The 14,686-nt window shown below is 64.4% G+C and carries 16 protein-coding genes; 9 read left to right on the top strand and 7 right to left on the bottom strand.

Features of this window, described 5'->3' with window-relative positions:
• Positions 1–34 precede the first annotated feature (34 nt).
• From NKJ37_RS00655 to NKJ37_RS00640, 4 genes are all read left to right on the top strand, one after another.
• Positions 35–1,060: an ABC transporter substrate-binding protein gene (locus NKJ37_RS00655; RefSeq protein WP_127255164.1), complete on the top strand. Its 1,026-nt coding sequence runs from the start codon at positions 35–37 to the stop codon at positions 1,058–1,060.
• A 76-nt stretch (positions 1,061–1,136) separates the two neighbouring features.
• Positions 1,137–2,240 (top strand): ABC transporter ATP-binding protein, encoded by a 1,104-nt coding sequence (locus tag NKJ37_RS00650; RefSeq protein WP_352772194.1) that lies wholly within the window; start codon positions 1,137–1,139, stop codon positions 2,238–2,240.
• Positions 2,237–3,109 carry an ABC transporter permease gene (locus tag NKJ37_RS00645; RefSeq protein ID WP_352609326.1) on the top strand — a complete coding sequence of 291 codons (873 nt, stop codon included), beginning with the start codon at positions 2,237–2,239 and terminating at the stop codon, positions 3,107–3,109. The genes NKJ37_RS00650 and NKJ37_RS00645 overlap by 4 nt, the downstream gene beginning before the upstream one ends.
• The gene (locus NKJ37_RS00640; RefSeq protein WP_128302376.1) at positions 3,106–3,906 is read left to right on the top strand and encodes an ABC transporter permease; all 801 of its coding nucleotides are present in this window, start codon (positions 3,106–3,108) and stop codon (positions 3,904–3,906) included. Before NKJ37_RS00645 ends, NKJ37_RS00640 begins: the two co-directional genes overlap by 4 nt.
• A 15-nt stretch (positions 3,907–3,921) precedes the next feature.
• Here the strand turns inward: NKJ37_RS00640 and NKJ37_RS00635 are convergent, their stop codons facing one another.
• The 7 genes from NKJ37_RS00635 to NKJ37_RS00605 all read right to left on the bottom strand — a co-directional run bounded on the left by NKJ37_RS00635 (position 3,922) and on the right by NKJ37_RS00605 (position 9,824).
• Complete coding sequence (locus tag NKJ37_RS00635) at positions 3,922–5,325, bottom strand: FAD-binding oxidoreductase (RefSeq protein WP_352440071.1); 1,404 nt, start codon at positions 5,323–5,325, stop codon at positions 3,922–3,924.
• 145 nt (positions 5,326–5,470) lie between these two features.
• Positions 5,471–6,730: an ABC transporter substrate-binding protein gene (locus NKJ37_RS00630; protein WP_127327037.1), complete on the bottom strand. Its 1,260-nt coding sequence runs from the start codon at positions 6,728–6,730 to the stop codon at positions 5,471–5,473.
• A 48-nt stretch (positions 6,731–6,778) separates the two neighbouring features.
• Positions 6,779–7,207, bottom strand: a complete 429-nt coding sequence (locus NKJ37_RS00625; RefSeq protein ID WP_023808818.1) for a DUF4440 domain-containing protein — start codon at positions 7,205–7,207, stop codon at positions 6,779–6,781.
• Positions 7,204–8,259 (bottom strand): aldo/keto reductase, encoded by a 1,056-nt coding sequence (locus NKJ37_RS00620; RefSeq protein ID WP_128302375.1) that lies wholly within the window; start codon positions 8,257–8,259, stop codon positions 7,204–7,206. Before NKJ37_RS00620 ends, NKJ37_RS00625 begins: the two co-directional genes overlap by 4 nt.
• Complete coding sequence (locus NKJ37_RS00615; RefSeq protein ID WP_128302374.1) at positions 8,256–8,609, bottom strand: TIGR04076 family protein; 354 nt, start codon at positions 8,607–8,609, stop codon at positions 8,256–8,258. The genes NKJ37_RS00620 and NKJ37_RS00615 overlap by 4 nt, the downstream gene beginning before the upstream one ends.
• Position 8,610: 1 nt before the next feature.
• Positions 8,611–9,093: a DUF3830 family protein gene (locus NKJ37_RS00610; protein ID WP_128302373.1), complete on the bottom strand. Its 483-nt coding sequence runs from the start codon at positions 9,091–9,093 to the stop codon at positions 8,611–8,613.
• The gene (locus tag NKJ37_RS00605) at positions 9,090–9,824 is read right to left on the bottom strand and encodes a GntR family transcriptional regulator (protein ID WP_127327034.1); all 735 of its coding nucleotides are present in this window, start codon (positions 9,822–9,824) and stop codon (positions 9,090–9,092) included. The genes NKJ37_RS00610 and NKJ37_RS00605 overlap by 4 nt, the downstream gene beginning before the upstream one ends.
• 127 nt (positions 9,825–9,951) lie before the next feature.
• Between NKJ37_RS00605 and NKJ37_RS00600 the strand changes: the two genes are divergently transcribed.
• From NKJ37_RS00600 to NKJ37_RS00580, 5 genes are read left to right on the top strand one after another with little or no spacing between them, the layout of a single operon-like run.
• Positions 9,952–10,749 carry an ABC transporter ATP-binding protein gene (locus tag NKJ37_RS00600; RefSeq protein ID WP_128302372.1) on the top strand — a complete coding sequence of 266 codons (798 nt, stop codon included), beginning with the start codon at positions 9,952–9,954 and terminating at the stop codon, positions 10,747–10,749.
• A complete protein-coding gene (locus NKJ37_RS00595; protein WP_352772191.1) occupies positions 10,746–11,495 on the top strand; it encodes a branched-chain amino acid ABC transporter ATP-binding protein in 750 nt (249 codons plus the stop codon). Before NKJ37_RS00600 ends, NKJ37_RS00595 begins: the two co-directional genes overlap by 4 nt.
• Complete coding sequence (locus tag NKJ37_RS00590; RefSeq protein WP_128302370.1) at positions 11,492–12,400, top strand: branched-chain amino acid ABC transporter permease; 909 nt, start codon at positions 11,492–11,494, stop codon at positions 12,398–12,400. Before NKJ37_RS00595 ends, NKJ37_RS00590 begins: the two co-directional genes overlap by 4 nt.
• A complete protein-coding gene (locus NKJ37_RS00585) occupies positions 12,397–13,380 on the top strand; it encodes a branched-chain amino acid ABC transporter permease (RefSeq protein ID WP_023808826.1) in 984 nt (327 codons plus the stop codon). The genes NKJ37_RS00590 and NKJ37_RS00585 overlap by 4 nt, the downstream gene beginning before the upstream one ends.
• Positions 13,377–14,681: an NAD(P)/FAD-dependent oxidoreductase gene (locus NKJ37_RS00580; RefSeq protein ID WP_023808827.1), complete on the top strand. Its 1,305-nt coding sequence runs from the start codon at positions 13,377–13,379 to the stop codon at positions 14,679–14,681. The genes NKJ37_RS00585 and NKJ37_RS00580 overlap by 4 nt, the downstream gene beginning before the upstream one ends.
• Positions 14,682–14,686: the final 5 nt, after the last annotated feature.

Here is a 14,686-nt window from a genome sequence, read left to right as displayed (position 1 = left end):
TACGGTCCACCAGAACGACAATGGGAGATTAAAAATGGGACTGAAGAAAGCGTTTCTAAGACTAGCGACAATCGGGCTCGGCATCGGCCTGATGACATCGGCGGCGCTCGCCGCGAACCTGCGGGTACTGGCCTGGGACGGCTACGCCGATGCCGACTGGGTCAAGGACTTCACCGCCGCGACCGGCATCGGCGTCGATGTCGTCTTCATCGGCAGCGACGACGAGATCTGGGCCAAGATCAAGGGAAGCGAAGGCCAGGACTTCGACGTCTTCGCCGTCAACACCGCCCAGTTGCAGCGCTACATCAAGGCCGACCTGGTGTCGCCGATCGACGTCACGAAGCTCGCCAACCAGAAAGAAGTGCTGCCGCGCTTCCGCGACCTGACGGCGGTCAGCGGCGTGACCAAGGACGGCAAGGTCTACGGCATTCCGTTCTGCTTCGACTCCATCGGCCTGATCTACGACACGGACAAGGTCAAGCCGGCGCCGACCTCGATGTCGGTTCTGTGGGACCCGGCCTACAAGGGCAAGGTTCTGGCCTATGACAATGGCGAGCACAATTTCTCGTTCACCGCACTGACGCTCGGCTACAAGGATCCGTTCAACCTCAACGAAGAGCAGATGGCGGCGGTCAAGGCCAAGCTGGTCGAACTCAAGCGCAACGTGCTGAGCTTCTACACCACCGCCGACGAGGCGCAGCAGATCTACCAGAACAATGACGTGGCCCTGATCTGGGCCAATTACGGCCAGCAGCAGGTCAAGGCGCTGCAGAAGATCGGCGCCCATGTCGCCTACGTCAACCCAAGCGAGGGCGCGCTCGCCTGGCTCGACAACTGGGTCATTTCCAAGGGTGTCCGTGACAATGCGGCAGCCGAGAAATGGATCGACTTCATGCTGAGCAAGAAGGTCGGCGGCGAGCTTTCCGAGCGCACCGGCTTCGGCAACACGGTGACGGAAACCGGCAGCGCCGGCGGCAACGACAAGCTGGTCTGGCTCAACAATGTCGAGGACCCGCTCAAGCGTTCGGACATGTGGAACGAGGTCAAGGCTACGCCCTGATCTTTCCGCTCTATGCCTTCGAAGGACCCGGCGGTCCGGAGGTTCCGGACCGCCGAAGCGTATGCGAGAGTATTTCATGAACCAGAACACCGACCTCTTGACGCTGCGGTCCGTCTCGAAATCCTACGGCACGGTCCCCGTGCTGCACGACATCGACCTGTCGATCCGGGATGGTGAGTTCCTCACCGTGCTCGGGCCTTCGGGCTCCGGCAAGACCACGGTGCTGCGGCTGATCGGCGGACTGGAACCGCTGACGTCAGGCGAGATCCGCCTGGATGGGCAAGACATCAGCCGCATGCCGATCAACCGACGGCCGTTCAACACGGTATTCCAGGACTATGCGCTGTTTCCGCACCTGACCGTTTCCGGCAATGTTGGCTACGGGCTTTCGGTTCGCCATATCCAGCGCAAGGAAATCGCGCGCCGTGTCGCGGAGGCGCTGGACCTGGTCCAGCTCGGACGTTTCGCCGACCGCTTTCCGGCGCAGCTCTCCGGCGGCCAGCGCCAGCGTGTCGCGCTCGCCCGTGCACTGATCTGCCAGCCGCGCCTGATCCTGCTCGATGAGCCGCTGGCGGCGCTCGACCTCGAACTGCGCAGGCAGATGCAGGCCTTCCTGAAATCCATCCAGCGCGAAATCAAGACCACCTTCCTGTTCGTCACCCATGACCAGGAGGAAGCCATCGGCATGGCCGATCGGATCTGCGTCATGGAGGCCGGCCATATCCGCCAGCACGGCACGCCGCACGACCTTTACTACAGGCCGAATTGCGAGTTCGTCGCGCGCTTCTTCGGCGAGAACAATCTGATGTCCGGAAAACTTGGGCCGGTGCAGGGCGAGCTGCGATCGATCGAGACGGCGCTCGGCCGCCTGGTCTGCTCGATCAGTGACCAGCCGCATTTGAAGGCCGCAGCAGATGGCGCCAGCGCCTACGCTGCGTTCCGTCCCGAGGCCTTGCATCTTGCAGACGCAAAGGACACCGACAACCGTTTTTCCGGCACGATCTCCGACATGGCCTTTGCCGGCTCATCGAGCGTCGCCACCATCGCGGCAGGCCCAGACAATGCTGCGCAACGCTTGCGGCTGCGCGTGCCGAGCCGCATCGACGGCAGCGCGCTCAAATCCGGCGAGGCTGTATCGCTTTCGTTTGCGCCGCATGAAGGCCATCTGGTGCTGGCATGAGCGAAGCCGGCTCGACACTCACTGCGGAAAGACGACTGTCGCTGCTGGTCACGGTGCTGGCGTTTGCCTTGCCGGTTGTCTTCGTCCTGGTGCCGCTGGCGATCTTCCTCGGCTACAGCTTCTTCAGTGTCGACCAGGGCACCATCGTCTACGGGTTGTCCCTGGGCAACTATATCAGGTTCTTCACCGATCCGGTCTTTCTGCCGGTGTTCTGGAACACCATCGTGCTGTGCGTGTCGGTGGCCATCATCTGCATCCTACTTGCCTATCCCGCCGCCTACTTCCTGACGACGCTGAAAGGCCGTTGGCGCTATGCCTTGCTGATGCTGCTGCTGGTGCCGCTGCTGATGAGCTACGTCATCAAGATCTATGCGATCCGCAGCATCCTCGGCCTCAACGGCTTCCTCAACAAGGCGCTGGTGGCGCTCGGCATCCTGCAGGAACCGTCGACGCTTTTCGTGTTCAACATGAACGCCATCCTGCTGACGCTGACGCTACTTTTGATTCCCTTCGCCATCCTGCCGATCTTCCTGTCGCTGGAGCGGATTCCGCAGGTGCTGCTGCGTGCCTCGGACGATCTGGGGGCCAGCAGCTTGCAGACCTTCCTGCGCATCACCTTGCCGCTCAGCCTGCCCGGCGTCGCTTCGGCGGCGAGCTTCGTCTTCGTGCTGGCGATCGGCGATTTCCTGACGCCGCAAATGGTCGGCGGCATCAGCGGCTTCACCTTCGGCCGCATCCTCTACAGCCAGTTCGGCACGGCCTATAACTGGCCGTTCGGCGCGGCGCTGTCGGTGGCGCTGGCCGTCGTGGTGATCGCCGCAATCCTCGTCGGCGAACGCTTTGGCCGCAACCGGGGGACTTCGGTATGAGCGCCCTGCCCCGACTGTCCACGATCTTTCTGGCCGCGATCACGACACTGGTTGCGGTGCTGCTCTACAGCCCGCTGTTCGTGCCGATCGTGTCGTCGTTCTTCACCATTTCGCATGGCTCCGTCGACTGGTCGGCGCCGACCCTGTCGACCTATGTGGCGCTGGCTGAAAACCACGACATACTGGTCGCCTTGCGCACCACGCTGATCGTCGGCGTCTGCACCGTCATCCTGTCGGTGGTCAGCGGAACGCTGCTGGCGCTCTATTATCATGGGCGCCGCTCCGGACGCTCGCTGCTGCAGTTCATCATCTTCCTGCCGTTCCTGATGCCTCCGATCATCAGCGGCCTGGCGCTGCTGATCTTCTTTCGCGAAATCGGTCTCGAACGCTCGCTGCTGACGGTCGTCATCGGCCATACGGTTTTCGTGCTGGCGATCGTCTACCGCACGGTGCTGATGCGGCTGCAGTCGATGAGCCGCACGCTGGTCGAAGCGTCCTACGATCTCGGTGCCACGGGCTGGCAGACCTTTTGGCGCATCATCCTGCCGAACCTGTCGAGCGCCATGGTCGGCGGCGCCATCCTGGCCTTCGCCCTGTCGTTCGACGAGACCATGATCACCATCCTGGTCACCGGCACGCAAAGCACGCTGCCGGTCAGGTTGTGGGCGATGATGCGGCTTGGCTTCTCACCCGACATCAATGCGCTGGTGGCGCTGATCCTGATGTTCACCGTGCTGCTCTGCGTGCTTGCCGCCCGCTTTCTCATCCCCAGACAGCTCGCAACGGAACGGACTTGAGATAGCGGGCAATCGTCATCGGGAGAAGGCGGTCGGGTTGAGGTCGAAGACCCGTCCCCGATTGAGGATGTTTCTGGGGTCAAGGGCTGTCTTCAGCCGCCGCATCGTGGCGATCTCGGCGTCGCTGCGGACCAGATGCAGCCACTTCTTCTTGTCGAGGCCGATGCCGTGTTCGGCCGAAACGCCGCCGCCGGCCGCCGCCACGCCGCGATAGACGATGTCATATGCCGCCGCCGCATCGACCGTGCGGACCTGGTAATGCAGATTGCCGTCGCCGAGATGGCCGAAGAAATAGATGTCGGCGCCGGGATCGACGGCGTGGATGGCTGCGTCCGCCTCTTGCAGGAACGCTCCCATGCGGGCCAACGGGATGCTGATGTCGACGCCGATCAAACCCTTGATCGAAAACAGGACGCGATTGGCGTCCTCCCGCACGTCCCACAGAGCGCGAAACTCGCGCGGCGATTGCGAGACCACCACATCGTCGATGACACCGTCTTCGACCAACTGCATCAACACCTCGGCGAAGCGCTCGCCGTCGCGTTCCGGCTGACTGCCCTGGATCTCGGCCAGCAGATAGACGGGCGAGCCTGCCGGCAGCGGCGCCGGCATAGCCATGCTGGCGACCATGAGGTCATAGAGCGGTGCGAAGTTGACCTCATAGGCGGACAGGAGCGGGCCGAGCTTTTGCCGCAGCAGCCCAAGCAGGGCGATTGCCGCATCGAGCGAAGAGAGCGCGCAGAAAGCGTTCACCTCGGACGCCGGCTTGGGATGCAGCCTGAGCGCGGCGCGGGTGACCACGCCGAGCGTTCCTTCCGTGCCGATAAAGAGCTGACTGAGGTCGTAGCCGGAATTGTCCTTGGGCAAGCCCTTGAGCGAGGTCATCACGCTGCCATCGGCAAGCACGGCTTCCAGTCCCAGAACCTGAGCGCGGTACATGCCGTAACGCAGCACGCGGATGCCGCCGGCATTGGTGGCGATGTTGCCGCCGACCGTCGCGGAGCCGCGTGCGCCGATATCGACGCCGAACATCAGCCCGGCGCTGTCGGCCGCCTCCTGCACCGCCTGCAGCGTCGCGCCCGCTTCGGCGACGATGCTAGCAGCCTGGCGATCCGGAACGGCGAGGTCGGTCATGCGCTCCAACGACAGCACCACCTCGCCCGGCTGCACACGGGCGGCGCCTGCCAGGCTGGTGCGTCCTCCCTGGACGACAACCGGCTGGCTGAGATCGTTGCAAACCGCCAGCGCTGCCGCGACACCTTGTGTGTCGCGCGGGCGCAGCACCGCTTCGGGAAGCGCCCCCAGCTTGCCGTCGGGATCGTCACGATAGCGCTGATCCACCTCCGGACCGGCGAGCACGCCGCCCGCGCCCAGCCGGTCGCCGAGCGCAGAGAGGAGCTGTTGGATTTCAGGCGACATCGGCCGATCCTATCCATGATCGCCTGCCGGTCAAACGCTCGTCCACGCAAAGCGACGTCGTCCGTGCCCGTGGTAATGCAAAACAGGACAATCGTCCGGTATCGACCACGATGGGATCGTGATCGATACCGGAGAATAGGTAGTCTTACTGAAGTTTCGCTTGCAGGGCGTTGACGTCGTCGGTGGTCATTTCACCGTCGGTCGCCACCTTGCCATCGACGATCTTCCACAGCCGGAACGGGCCGGTGATGTCGCCATATTTGTCGAAGGCGACAGGGCCGATGACGCCTTCATAGCGGATCGGCTTGCCGTCCTTGATCAGGCCAAGCGCCTTGGCGAACTCTTCCTTGCCGGCAAAGATCGGCGTGCCGGCCGGATCGACCGCCTTGTACATCGCGTCCTTGATCTTGGCCGGATCCTCCGAACCGGCAATGGCGATGGCGAGGCCAACAATCGCGCCGGCGTCATAGGAACGGTCGGCTGCCGGATTGGTCGGTTCGATGCCGGAGAATTCCTTGTAGTTCTTGGTGAAGTACTCTGTCGAAGCGGTCGGGCTGGTGCCGGACGAGGTGCCGTAGGCTTCCTTCAGATAGTCGGCGCCGACGGACTCGATGAAATCAGGGCTGTTCATGCCGTCATTGAGGAGGAATTTCTGCACGCCGCCCTGCGAGATCCAGGTACGGGCGACCGTTGCACCGTCGACCGGCGTGCTGACGAGATAGAGCCCGTCCGGTTCGCCGGCCATCGCCGCCGTGACTTCGGAGGCATAGCTCGACTGCTTCTCGTTATAGGGCGTGTCGGAGACGATGGTGCCGCCGAGCGCTTTATAGGCACGCGAGAATTCGGCCACCATGTTGACGCCGAAATCGTTGTTGACGTGGATGATCGACAGTTTCTTGAAACCCTTGTCGACGGCGTATTTGGCGGCGGCGACGCCCTGCAGCGCATCCGAGGTGATGGTGCGGAAGAAGATGCCGTTGGTCTTGCCGTCGCGGCCGAGCGCGGTCAGCGTCGGCGAGGACGAAGCCGGCGAGACCTGGACGATCTTGGCTGGCGCGGTGACGGAGGTCAGGATCGGGATCGACACAGACGAGATGATGCCGCCGATGATGACCGGCACCTTCTTGACCTGAACCAGCTGGGTGGCTGCGTCGACCGCTATGTTGCCCTGGCTCTGGCTGTCGCGCGTATCGGTGACGAGATCGCAGCCGCGCACACCGCCGGCTCCGTTGATGTCGCGGAAGGCCATCTCGACCGACTTGGCCCCGGCCTGACCGTATTCGCCGGCCGGGCCGGTCAGTTCCATGACGAGGCCGACGGTGATCTTGCAATCGGCTGCCTGCGCGGCACCCGCCATCGTGACGAGGGCGAGCGCGGTGGTGAGTTGGAGTATCGTCTTTGTCATTGTTGTTCCCCTTTCGTTACTCGACTGTATTTGAATTCTGGAGCCTGTTCAGCGTTCCGGCACCTGCAGCCAGGTCTCATGCAGATGTCGCCATTCGACGCCGTTGGGCGCCGATGAACTGGTGGTGAAGACGGCGCTCGACTGGCGGCGGCTGTGCTTGCCTGCGCGCAGCTGCGCTTCGACATAAAGGACGACGATGGTATCGGCGTCCTGCCAGCCGGGCCGGATGTCCTCGATCGAAATGGCAAAACCGTCGTCGCAAGAGGCGCGGCTTGAGCGGACATGGTCGACGACCGCTTCGCGATCGAGGACCTGCCCGTCCGGCGCCACCATGCTGAGGTCTTTACCCATGGCGCGTTCGAAGCGGCCGAAGTCCACCGTGTTGGCGCGCGCGGCGACGAACCAGTCGACGAAGAAGCGGTGCAGGTCGATGATTTCGGCGCTGGCGCGTGAAAACAGGGAGGGTTCGCCGCTCATTTCTTCCCCGCATTGAGGTTGTAGTGCATGATCGAACCGTGGCGTCCGTGGCGGTCGCGCTCCAGCGTGTAGACGTCGCCCTCCAGGCCCGTGCCTTGCGCGATGACGGCCGCAATCCGCGCCCGGTCCTCGGCGTCAAGCGCCACGTCCATGATTTTCGCATTGGCAATGGCGTGCGCCTGGTTGCGGGCACCGACGATGACAGCCGCCACTTGCGGCTGTTCCAGCACCCAGGCGCTGGCGATGGTGGCAATGTCGACGCCGTGGCGGTCGCCAATGGCTTTCAGTGCCTGAAGCAGGTGCTGGAACAGATCCCAGCCGCCGAAATCATCGATGATCAGCTTGTATTTGACCAGCGAGCGGTTTTCGAGCGGCGTGGCGGGTTCGGCCGCACCGAGCCATTTGTCGCTGAGGAAGCCGCCGGCAACCGAGCCGTAACAGAGGAAGCCGACGCCGTTCTGTTTTGCGAGTGCCGCCAGGCTGTTGCCCGGCCGCTGGTCGAGCACGGAATACTGCAGCTGTTGACTGACAAGCGGGATGCCGGCGGCGAGGATTTCGGTGAGCCGCGGCGTATCGAAATTGGTGGTGCCGAGATTGCGCACCTTGCCTTCCAGCCGAAGCTCGTTGAGCCAGCCCATCGCCTCGACATAGCGAGGCTGCGCATAGTCCCACCAGTGGAACTGGACGAGATCGAGCCGCTCGGCCTTCAGCCGCCGCAATGACTGGTCGACGATGCCCCTGATGTAGTCGCGGCTGATGCTGGCCAGCCGTTCCAGGTCGGGCACCAGCTTGGTGTGCACCTTCATCCGGGCGGCGACGTCGAGGCCGCGCTCGCTGGCCAGCCGCAGGCGCGCCGCGCCGATGAGCTCCTCGACACCGGTGTAGATGTCGGCGCAATCATAGGTCCAGATGCCGGCATCGAAGGTGGCGATCAGATCGGCAACCGCTTGGCTGCGGTCGATGGCGCCGTGGCCGCCGGCCAGCTGCCAGCCGCCGCGAATGACGCGCGAGATGGTGTAGCCGGGGCCGAGTTCGAAGGTCTTGGCGGTCATGTCAGGTCATCCTCCTTCGGCAGCGGCACCGCTGTGGTCTCGGCGTGGCTGAACCGTCGCTTGGCCACCCTGACAATCCGGAGGCGGCTGGCGCAATTGGGATCGGGACAAGCGATCTCGGCGTCCGATGTCATCCAGTCGTTCGGGTGGGTCGGGCGCTGCTTGGCCGCCAGCAGCGGCAAGACGGCGGCGAGCGAATAAATCGAAAAGCCCTGCCCTGCCGGCATCGACAGCATCTCGCCCTTGAGCTCGAAATAGTCACCGGCCCTGGCGCCGCAATAGATCGGCTTGCCCTCCGGGATGACCACCTCGACGCGAAGATCGAACAGCTCGAAACTGTCGTCGGCCATGTCAAGCCTCCACCAGACTGAAGGTGACATCGCAGGCGCCGTTGCGCCGGATGCCGCCGCAAGCGGCGGCGAACTGATCGCGCTCCCCGGCACGCACCTGCGCCACCACGCTGCCGGCCAGCCAGCCGATCGGGAACAGGAGCCGCGCACCCTGGCCGTAATAGAGGCCGATGTCGAAGATCGCATTGGGATTGCCGCCCCACATGCGTGGCGGCACATAGGACAGCACGATGTCGCCCGGCTGCGGGTTCAGCGTTGCGTTCTCGGCCGGCAGCGGTTTTGCATAGGCCTGGCCCTCGAGGTCGGCTGGTGGAACCGGACAGGAAATCTCCGGCCCCGTCCACATCGCGTGGATGCCCGGAACAACGCGTGGCGTGCCGAGATAGGCCAAGAGGAAGGCAGCGTTTTCCGGTGCCTTTTCGGGCAGCAACAATGCCGTGACGGAAAGCTGCGAGCGCGGCTCGGTGATCCTGATGGCGGTCATGTCTGGTCTTTCGCGGCGGCAGCCTGCAGCTTGCTGCGCAGAAAGGTGAAGGGGCGGCTGATGTCGGCGACCAGCGACTCGCGCGCCGCCTGCGCATCCTGCGTGGACAGCGCCGTGACGATGCGGCGGTGATACTGGGCGGTGTCGACCTCGCCGGCTTCCGAGAAGGCGTAGATGGCGACACGGATGCAGGGGCCCGATTGCAGCCACAGGCTCTCGATCATCGGGATCAGCACGGCCGAACCGCAGGAGCGGTAGATCTCGAAGTGAAAGCTCTGGTTGAGCGTCACTTCGCGATCGACGTCCTTCTTGTGTTTCAGCGCCCGCATCTCGTCCCATTCGCCGAGAATGGTCTCTATGGTGGCGATCTGGCGCGGACCCATGCGGGCGGCGGCAAGCGCGATCGCCTCGCCCTCGATCAGGATGCGGGCCCGCAAGAGATCGTCGAGGCGTTCCAGCGTGATCGGCGGCACGCGCACCGAACGGTTGGGCAACGCCTCCAGCGCCTTTTCGGTGATCAGCCGGCCCAGCGCCTCGCGCACCGGCATAGTCGAGGTGACCAGCGCATCGGCCAAGCCACGGATGGTCAGCACCTGGCTTGGTTCGAACAGCCCGCCGATCAGGGCACGGCGCAGTTCGGAGTAGACGCGGTCCTGTACCGTTTCGCGGCCGACCGGCGCAAGTTGGGCCGCGATCGCCTCGTTGTTCTTTTCGATGGCAGCCTTTTGCATGGAATTCCGTTCTTGGCCGGTTTTCGGCTTGCGGATCAAATTAAAGCCGAATAGCGTGATCAAAGCAAGTGTGATCACAAATCAATAATCAGAAGGCGGCAACGATCGTCTTCGGCCAGAGGGTTTGATGAGCGAGGCAACCAAACGGCAAGGGGAAACCCGCGCGCCGGTTCTGACGGCAAGAAATGTCGTCAGGCGGTTCGGCGGCCTTGTCGCGGTCAACGATGTCTCGTTTGAAGTCAAAGCGGGAGAAATCCTCGGCCTGATCGGCCCCAACGGCGCCGGCAAGACGACGATGTTCGACCTGCTTGCCGGAAGCATCCTGCCGACCAGCGGTGAAATCCTTCTCAACGGTACGCCAGTCTCGGGCGAAGCCGCACATCTGCGCATCGGACGCGGTCTCGGCCGCACCTTCCAGATACCGCGCCCGCTGCCCAATCTGACGCTGATCGAAAACATCATGCTGGCGGCACAACGTCAGGCCGGCGAAAAGCTGCTCGCCAATTTCGTCACGCCATGGCGCGTCGCCGCGCAGGAAAGAGCCGCCAGGACAAAGGCGCTCGAACTGCTGGAACTGGTCACCCTCACCCGCCTCGCACACGAGCCGGCGCGCGTGCTTTCCGGCGGCCAGCGCAAGCTCCTCGAACTCGCCCGCGTCATGATGGCCGACCCGGCGATCATCCTGCTCGACGAACCGGCCGCCGGAGTCAACGCGACGCTGCTCGAAGTCATCATAGACCGCATCCGCGATATCAACGCGCGCGGCATCACCTTCCTGCTCATCGAGCACAATATCGACATGGTGACGCGGCTTTGCCATCGCGTCCTCGTCATGGCGAGCGGCCAGCTGCTCAGCGAAGGCACGGCAGAGGAAGTCGCCCGCGACCCACGTGTCATCGAGGCCTATCTCGGAGGCGCGGCATGAGCGAGATCGTCCTCGATGTCCGCGACCTCGAGGCCGGCTACGAGCCCGGCGTGCCGATCGTGCGCGGCGCCTCGATCATCGTCGCCAAGGGTGAGATCGTCGTCGTGCTGGGCGCCAACGGCGCCGGCAAGTCGAGCTTCATCAAGGCAATCGCCGGCCTCGTCCCGATCACCGGCGGCACGGTGTTTCTGGACGGCAAGGACATCACGGCCGCGCCTGCCCACACCATGGTTCGGCTCGGGCTTGCCTTCGTGCCGCAGACCGAAAACATCTTTCCGCTGATGTCGGTCGAGGACAATCTCAAAGTCGCCTGCGGCATCCTCGAACGGCGCGAGATCCCTGGCCGCATCGAGGAGATGTATTCGGCCTTCCCCGATCTCGTGCGCCAGCGTCGCACCGCCGCCGGCAATTTGTCGGGCGGGCAGCGGCAGATGCTGGCCGTAGCGCGCGCGCTGATCGTCCACCCCAAAGTGCTGGTTCTGGACGAGCCGTCGGCCGGCCTGTCGCCGAAATTCGTCTCGATGGTGTTCGAGATGCTGGCCGGCATCCGCAAGTCCGGCGTCACCATCCTTTTGGTCGAGCAGAATGCCAAGGCGGCACTCGCCATCGGCGACCGCGCCTATGTGCTGGTCGAAGGCAAGGACCGGCACGAGGGCATCGCCTCCGAACTATGGAACGATCCGGTGGTCGCCGAACTCTATCTTGGCCAGCGCCCCCGTAAGGCCGACACGGGAGGTGCGGCATGAGCCTGCAATTTGTCGTCGACGGATTGCTGACGGGTTCGATGATCGGCCTCGGCGCCATCGGCGTGACGCTCACCTATTCGATCCTGCGCTTCTCGAACTTTGCCCATGGCGACTTCATGGCCTGGGGAACCTATGCGACGCTGGCCGTCGTCAGCGCCATCGGCGCGACAGTCGGCAAGGTGGCGCCGATCGCACCGTTGTCCTTCGGCTGGCCGCTCATTGTTGCGCTCGCTATCGGCATGGCCTTCACCGCGCTCTTGGCGCTGCTGCTCGACAAGGTGCTGTTTTCGCGGCTTCGCTCGCAAGGCCAGGCGATCATCGTGGTGATGGCGAGCTTCGGCGCCTCGATGGCGCTGAGAAGCTTGCTCGAATTCACTTTCACCTCGCGGCCGACCTATTTCAGCCGGGCAATCCAGATCGCCATGCCGGTCGGCTTCGGCATCCGCATCACGCCCGACCAGATCGCCCTGCTGCTACTGACCGCGGTGCTGGTGCTCGGCGTGCATCTGTTGATGACGCGCACGCAAACCGGCCGCTCGATGCAGGCCCTGAGCCAGAACGCGGCACTGGCCCGCATCGTCGGCATCGATGTCGCCAGCGTGGTGCGCGTCACCTGGGTCATCGGCGGGGCGCTGGCCTGCGTGGCCGGCGTGATGATCGGCATTCTGGTGCAGATCCGCCCGTTCATGGGTTTCGACATGCTGCTGCCGATGTTCGCTGCCGCCATTCTCGGCGGCATCGGCAGCATTCCTGGCGCGGTGCTCGGTGGCTTGATCATCGGGTTCGCCGAAGCCGGTGCAGTACAGCTGATCGGAGCCGAGTGGCGCGCCGCCGTCTCCTTCATCATCCTGATGGCGGTGCTGTTCGTGCGGCCTATCGGCCTGTTTGGTGTGAGGGAACGCTGATGGACCTGCTCGGCTACGGCGCCTTCTTCCTGACCACCGCGCTGATCTTTTCGCTGGTCACGCTGGGGCTCAATCTGCAATGGGGGCTGACCGGCCTGTTCAATGTCGGCCTCGCCGGCTTCGTCGCCATCGGCGCCTATACATCGGCGCTGCTGACCACACCGGACGATGCCGCGCGGCTGGGCGGCTTCGGCCTGCCGATCCTTGTCGGCTGGCTCGGCGCCATGGTTGTCGGCGGCATCGCCGCGGCGCTTACCGGCATGGCGACGCTGCGGCTGAGATCCGACTATCTTGCGATCACCACCTTCGGCGTCGCCGTGGTGGTGCAACTGGTCGCGCTCAACGCGCAGAAGCTGACCGGCGGCCCGTTCGGCATCGGTTTCATCCCGCGCCCCTTCGGCAGCCTTGCCGAGACGCCGCTGCTGTTCAACCTGTCCAACCTCGCGGTCGTATCGGTGGTGACGCTGATCGCCTATCTCGCTTTGGAGCACCTGTCGCGCAGCCCATGGGGGCGGGTTTTGAAGGCGTTGCGCGAGGATGAGCGGGCGGCGATCTCGCTTGGCAAGAGCGCGCGTTTCTACCGCGTCCAGGCCTTTGCCGTCGGCGGCGCCATCATGGCGCTGGCCGGCGCGCTGCAGGCGCACTTCACCGGCTTCATCGCGCCGGACAATTATTTGCCGATCCTGACCTTCCAGGTCTGGGTGATGCTGATCGTCGGCGGCTCGGGCAGTAATCTTGGCGCCGTCATCGGCAGCATCCTGGTGTGGGCGATATGGGCCGGATCGGGCACGCTGACCAGCATCCTGTTCCCGCCGGAACAGCAGGCTCGCGCCGCCGCGCTGCAGATCGCCGCCATCGGCGTCATGCTCTGCGTCATCCTGCTGATCCGGCCGAACGGCCTGTTCGGCGACAGGCCGCGGCGGCGCCGCTTCAGCAAGCGGGCGAAGATCGCTGCGGGCGAGAGCAGTTCCGGCTCATGAATGCCGTGATCCGGCAGGAGGCACAAGGCGCTTCGCTCTGGCATGCCGTCAGCGGTAGCCGCCGCGAGCGGCCGGCGCTGCAAGGTGGGCTCAATGTCGACCTGGCCATTGTCGGCGGCGGCTTTTCCGGCCTTTCAACCGCGCTGCACGCCGCCGGGAAAGGCCTTTCCGTCGCCGTTCTCGAAGCCGAATTCATCGCCTGGGGCGCGACCGGCAGGAATGCGGGATTTGTCGTGCCGAACTTCGCCAAGATGGACCCGGCCGACATACTGGCCCATCTCGGACCGTCGCGCGGCGAAAGGCTGATCGATTTCGCCGCCGGCAGCGCCGACCTGGTCTTCCGCCTGATCCGGCAGCACGGCATCGACTGCGACGCCGTGCAGAACGGATGGATCCAGCCAGCGCATTCGCCTGCCGCCTTCGAGAAGGTCAAGTCACGTGCCGGGCAATGGGCACAGCGTGGCCGGCCGGCTGTCACATTGGATCGGCAGGATGTCGAAGCCCTGACGGGAGTGCCAGGTTATGTCGGTGGCTGGATGGATCGTTGCGGCGGCGTGCTCAATCCGGTCGCCTATGCGCGCGGGCTCGCCGATGCGGCGGAGAAGGCCGGCGCGAAGATCTTCGAGCAGACGCGCGTCACCTCGGTTGATCGCATAGCCGATGGCTGGGTGCTGAAAACGCCGGTGGGATCGGTACGCGCCGCAAAGGTGCTGATCGCCACCAACGCCTATGGCTGGTCCCTCAACCCGTCATTGCAGCGAACCTATTTCCCGCTCAAGGTTTTCCAAATCGCCACGGCGCCGCTGCCGCCCGAAATCCGCGCGCGCCTGTTACCCGGTGGGCAAGGTGTCGGCGACACCAGGCGCAATCTGTTCACATTCCGCTTCGACGCCGAAAACCGGCTGATCAGCGGCGGCATGCATATCCTTGGCGCCGGTGCGGATACGCGCGTACCGCAGACGATCTGGCGAAGGCTTGGCCGGCATCTCGGTCTGCCCGATCTCCCGCCGCTTGCCTACAGCTGGTCGGGAATGGCGGCGGTCGAACCGGATTTCCTGCCGCACCTGATCGACCTCGGTCCGGGCCTGATCGCCGGACGCGCCTGCAACGGCCGCGGCATCGCCATGACCACAGCGATGGGCAAGGTGCTGGCCGACTGGGCCGCTGGAGCCGAGGCCCGCGACCTGCCGCTGCCCTTCGCGCCACCGGCGCCTATCCCGTTCCATGCCTTGCTGCGGCATGCGCCCAACATGCTGCTCGGCTGGAGCATGCTGCGCGACCGGCTGGACGGGACGAGCTAGGCCGA

Origin of the sequence: Mesorhizobium sp. M0140, from assembly GCF_040322475.1 — a bacterium.
Lineage (GTDB): Bacteria > Pseudomonadota > Alphaproteobacteria > Rhizobiales > Rhizobiaceae > Mesorhizobium.
This window is presented reverse-complemented; position numbering and strand designations above follow the sequence as displayed.

Coding starts and splice junctions, on each gene's coding strand:
- NKJ37_RS00655 (WP_127255164.1), top strand. CDS start 35: ATGGGACTGAAGAAAGCGTTTCTAAGACTAGCGACAATCGGGCTCGGC.
- NKJ37_RS00650 (WP_352772194.1), top strand. CDS start 1,137: ATGAACCAGAACACCGACCTCTTGACGCTGCGGTCCGTCTCGAAATCC.
- NKJ37_RS00645 (WP_352609326.1), top strand. CDS start 2,237: ATGAGCGAAGCCGGCTCGACACTCACTGCGGAAAGACGACTGTCGCTG.
- NKJ37_RS00640 (WP_128302376.1), top strand. CDS start 3,106: ATGAGCGCCCTGCCCCGACTGTCCACGATCTTTCTGGCCGCGATCACG.
- NKJ37_RS00635 (WP_352440071.1), bottom strand. CDS start 5,325: ATGTCGCCTGAAATCCAACAGCTCCTCTCTGCGCTCGGCGACCGGCTG.
- NKJ37_RS00630 (WP_127327037.1), bottom strand. CDS start 6,730: ATGACAAAGACGATACTCCAACTCACCACCGCGCTCGCCCTCGTCACG.
- NKJ37_RS00625 (WP_023808818.1), bottom strand. CDS start 7,207: ATGAGCGGCGAACCCTCCCTGTTTTCACGCGCCAGCGCCGAAATCATC.
- NKJ37_RS00620 (WP_128302375.1), bottom strand. CDS start 8,259: ATGACCGCCAAGACCTTCGAACTCGGCCCCGGCTACACCATCTCGCGC.
- NKJ37_RS00615 (WP_128302374.1), bottom strand. CDS start 8,609: ATGGCCGACGACAGTTTCGAGCTGTTCGATCTTCGCGTCGAGGTGGTC.
- NKJ37_RS00610 (WP_128302373.1), bottom strand. CDS start 9,093: ATGACCGCCATCAGGATCACCGAGCCGCGCTCGCAGCTTTCCGTCACG.
- NKJ37_RS00605 (WP_127327034.1), bottom strand. CDS start 9,824: ATGCAAAAGGCTGCCATCGAAAAGAACAACGAGGCGATCGCGGCCCAA.
- NKJ37_RS00600 (WP_128302372.1), top strand. CDS start 9,952: ATGAGCGAGGCAACCAAACGGCAAGGGGAAACCCGCGCGCCGGTTCTG.
- NKJ37_RS00595 (WP_352772191.1), top strand. CDS start 10,746: ATGAGCGAGATCGTCCTCGATGTCCGCGACCTCGAGGCCGGCTACGAG.
- NKJ37_RS00590 (WP_128302370.1), top strand. CDS start 11,492: ATGAGCCTGCAATTTGTCGTCGACGGATTGCTGACGGGTTCGATGATC.
- NKJ37_RS00580 (WP_023808827.1), top strand. CDS start 13,377: ATGAATGCCGTGATCCGGCAGGAGGCACAAGGCGCTTCGCTCTGGCAT.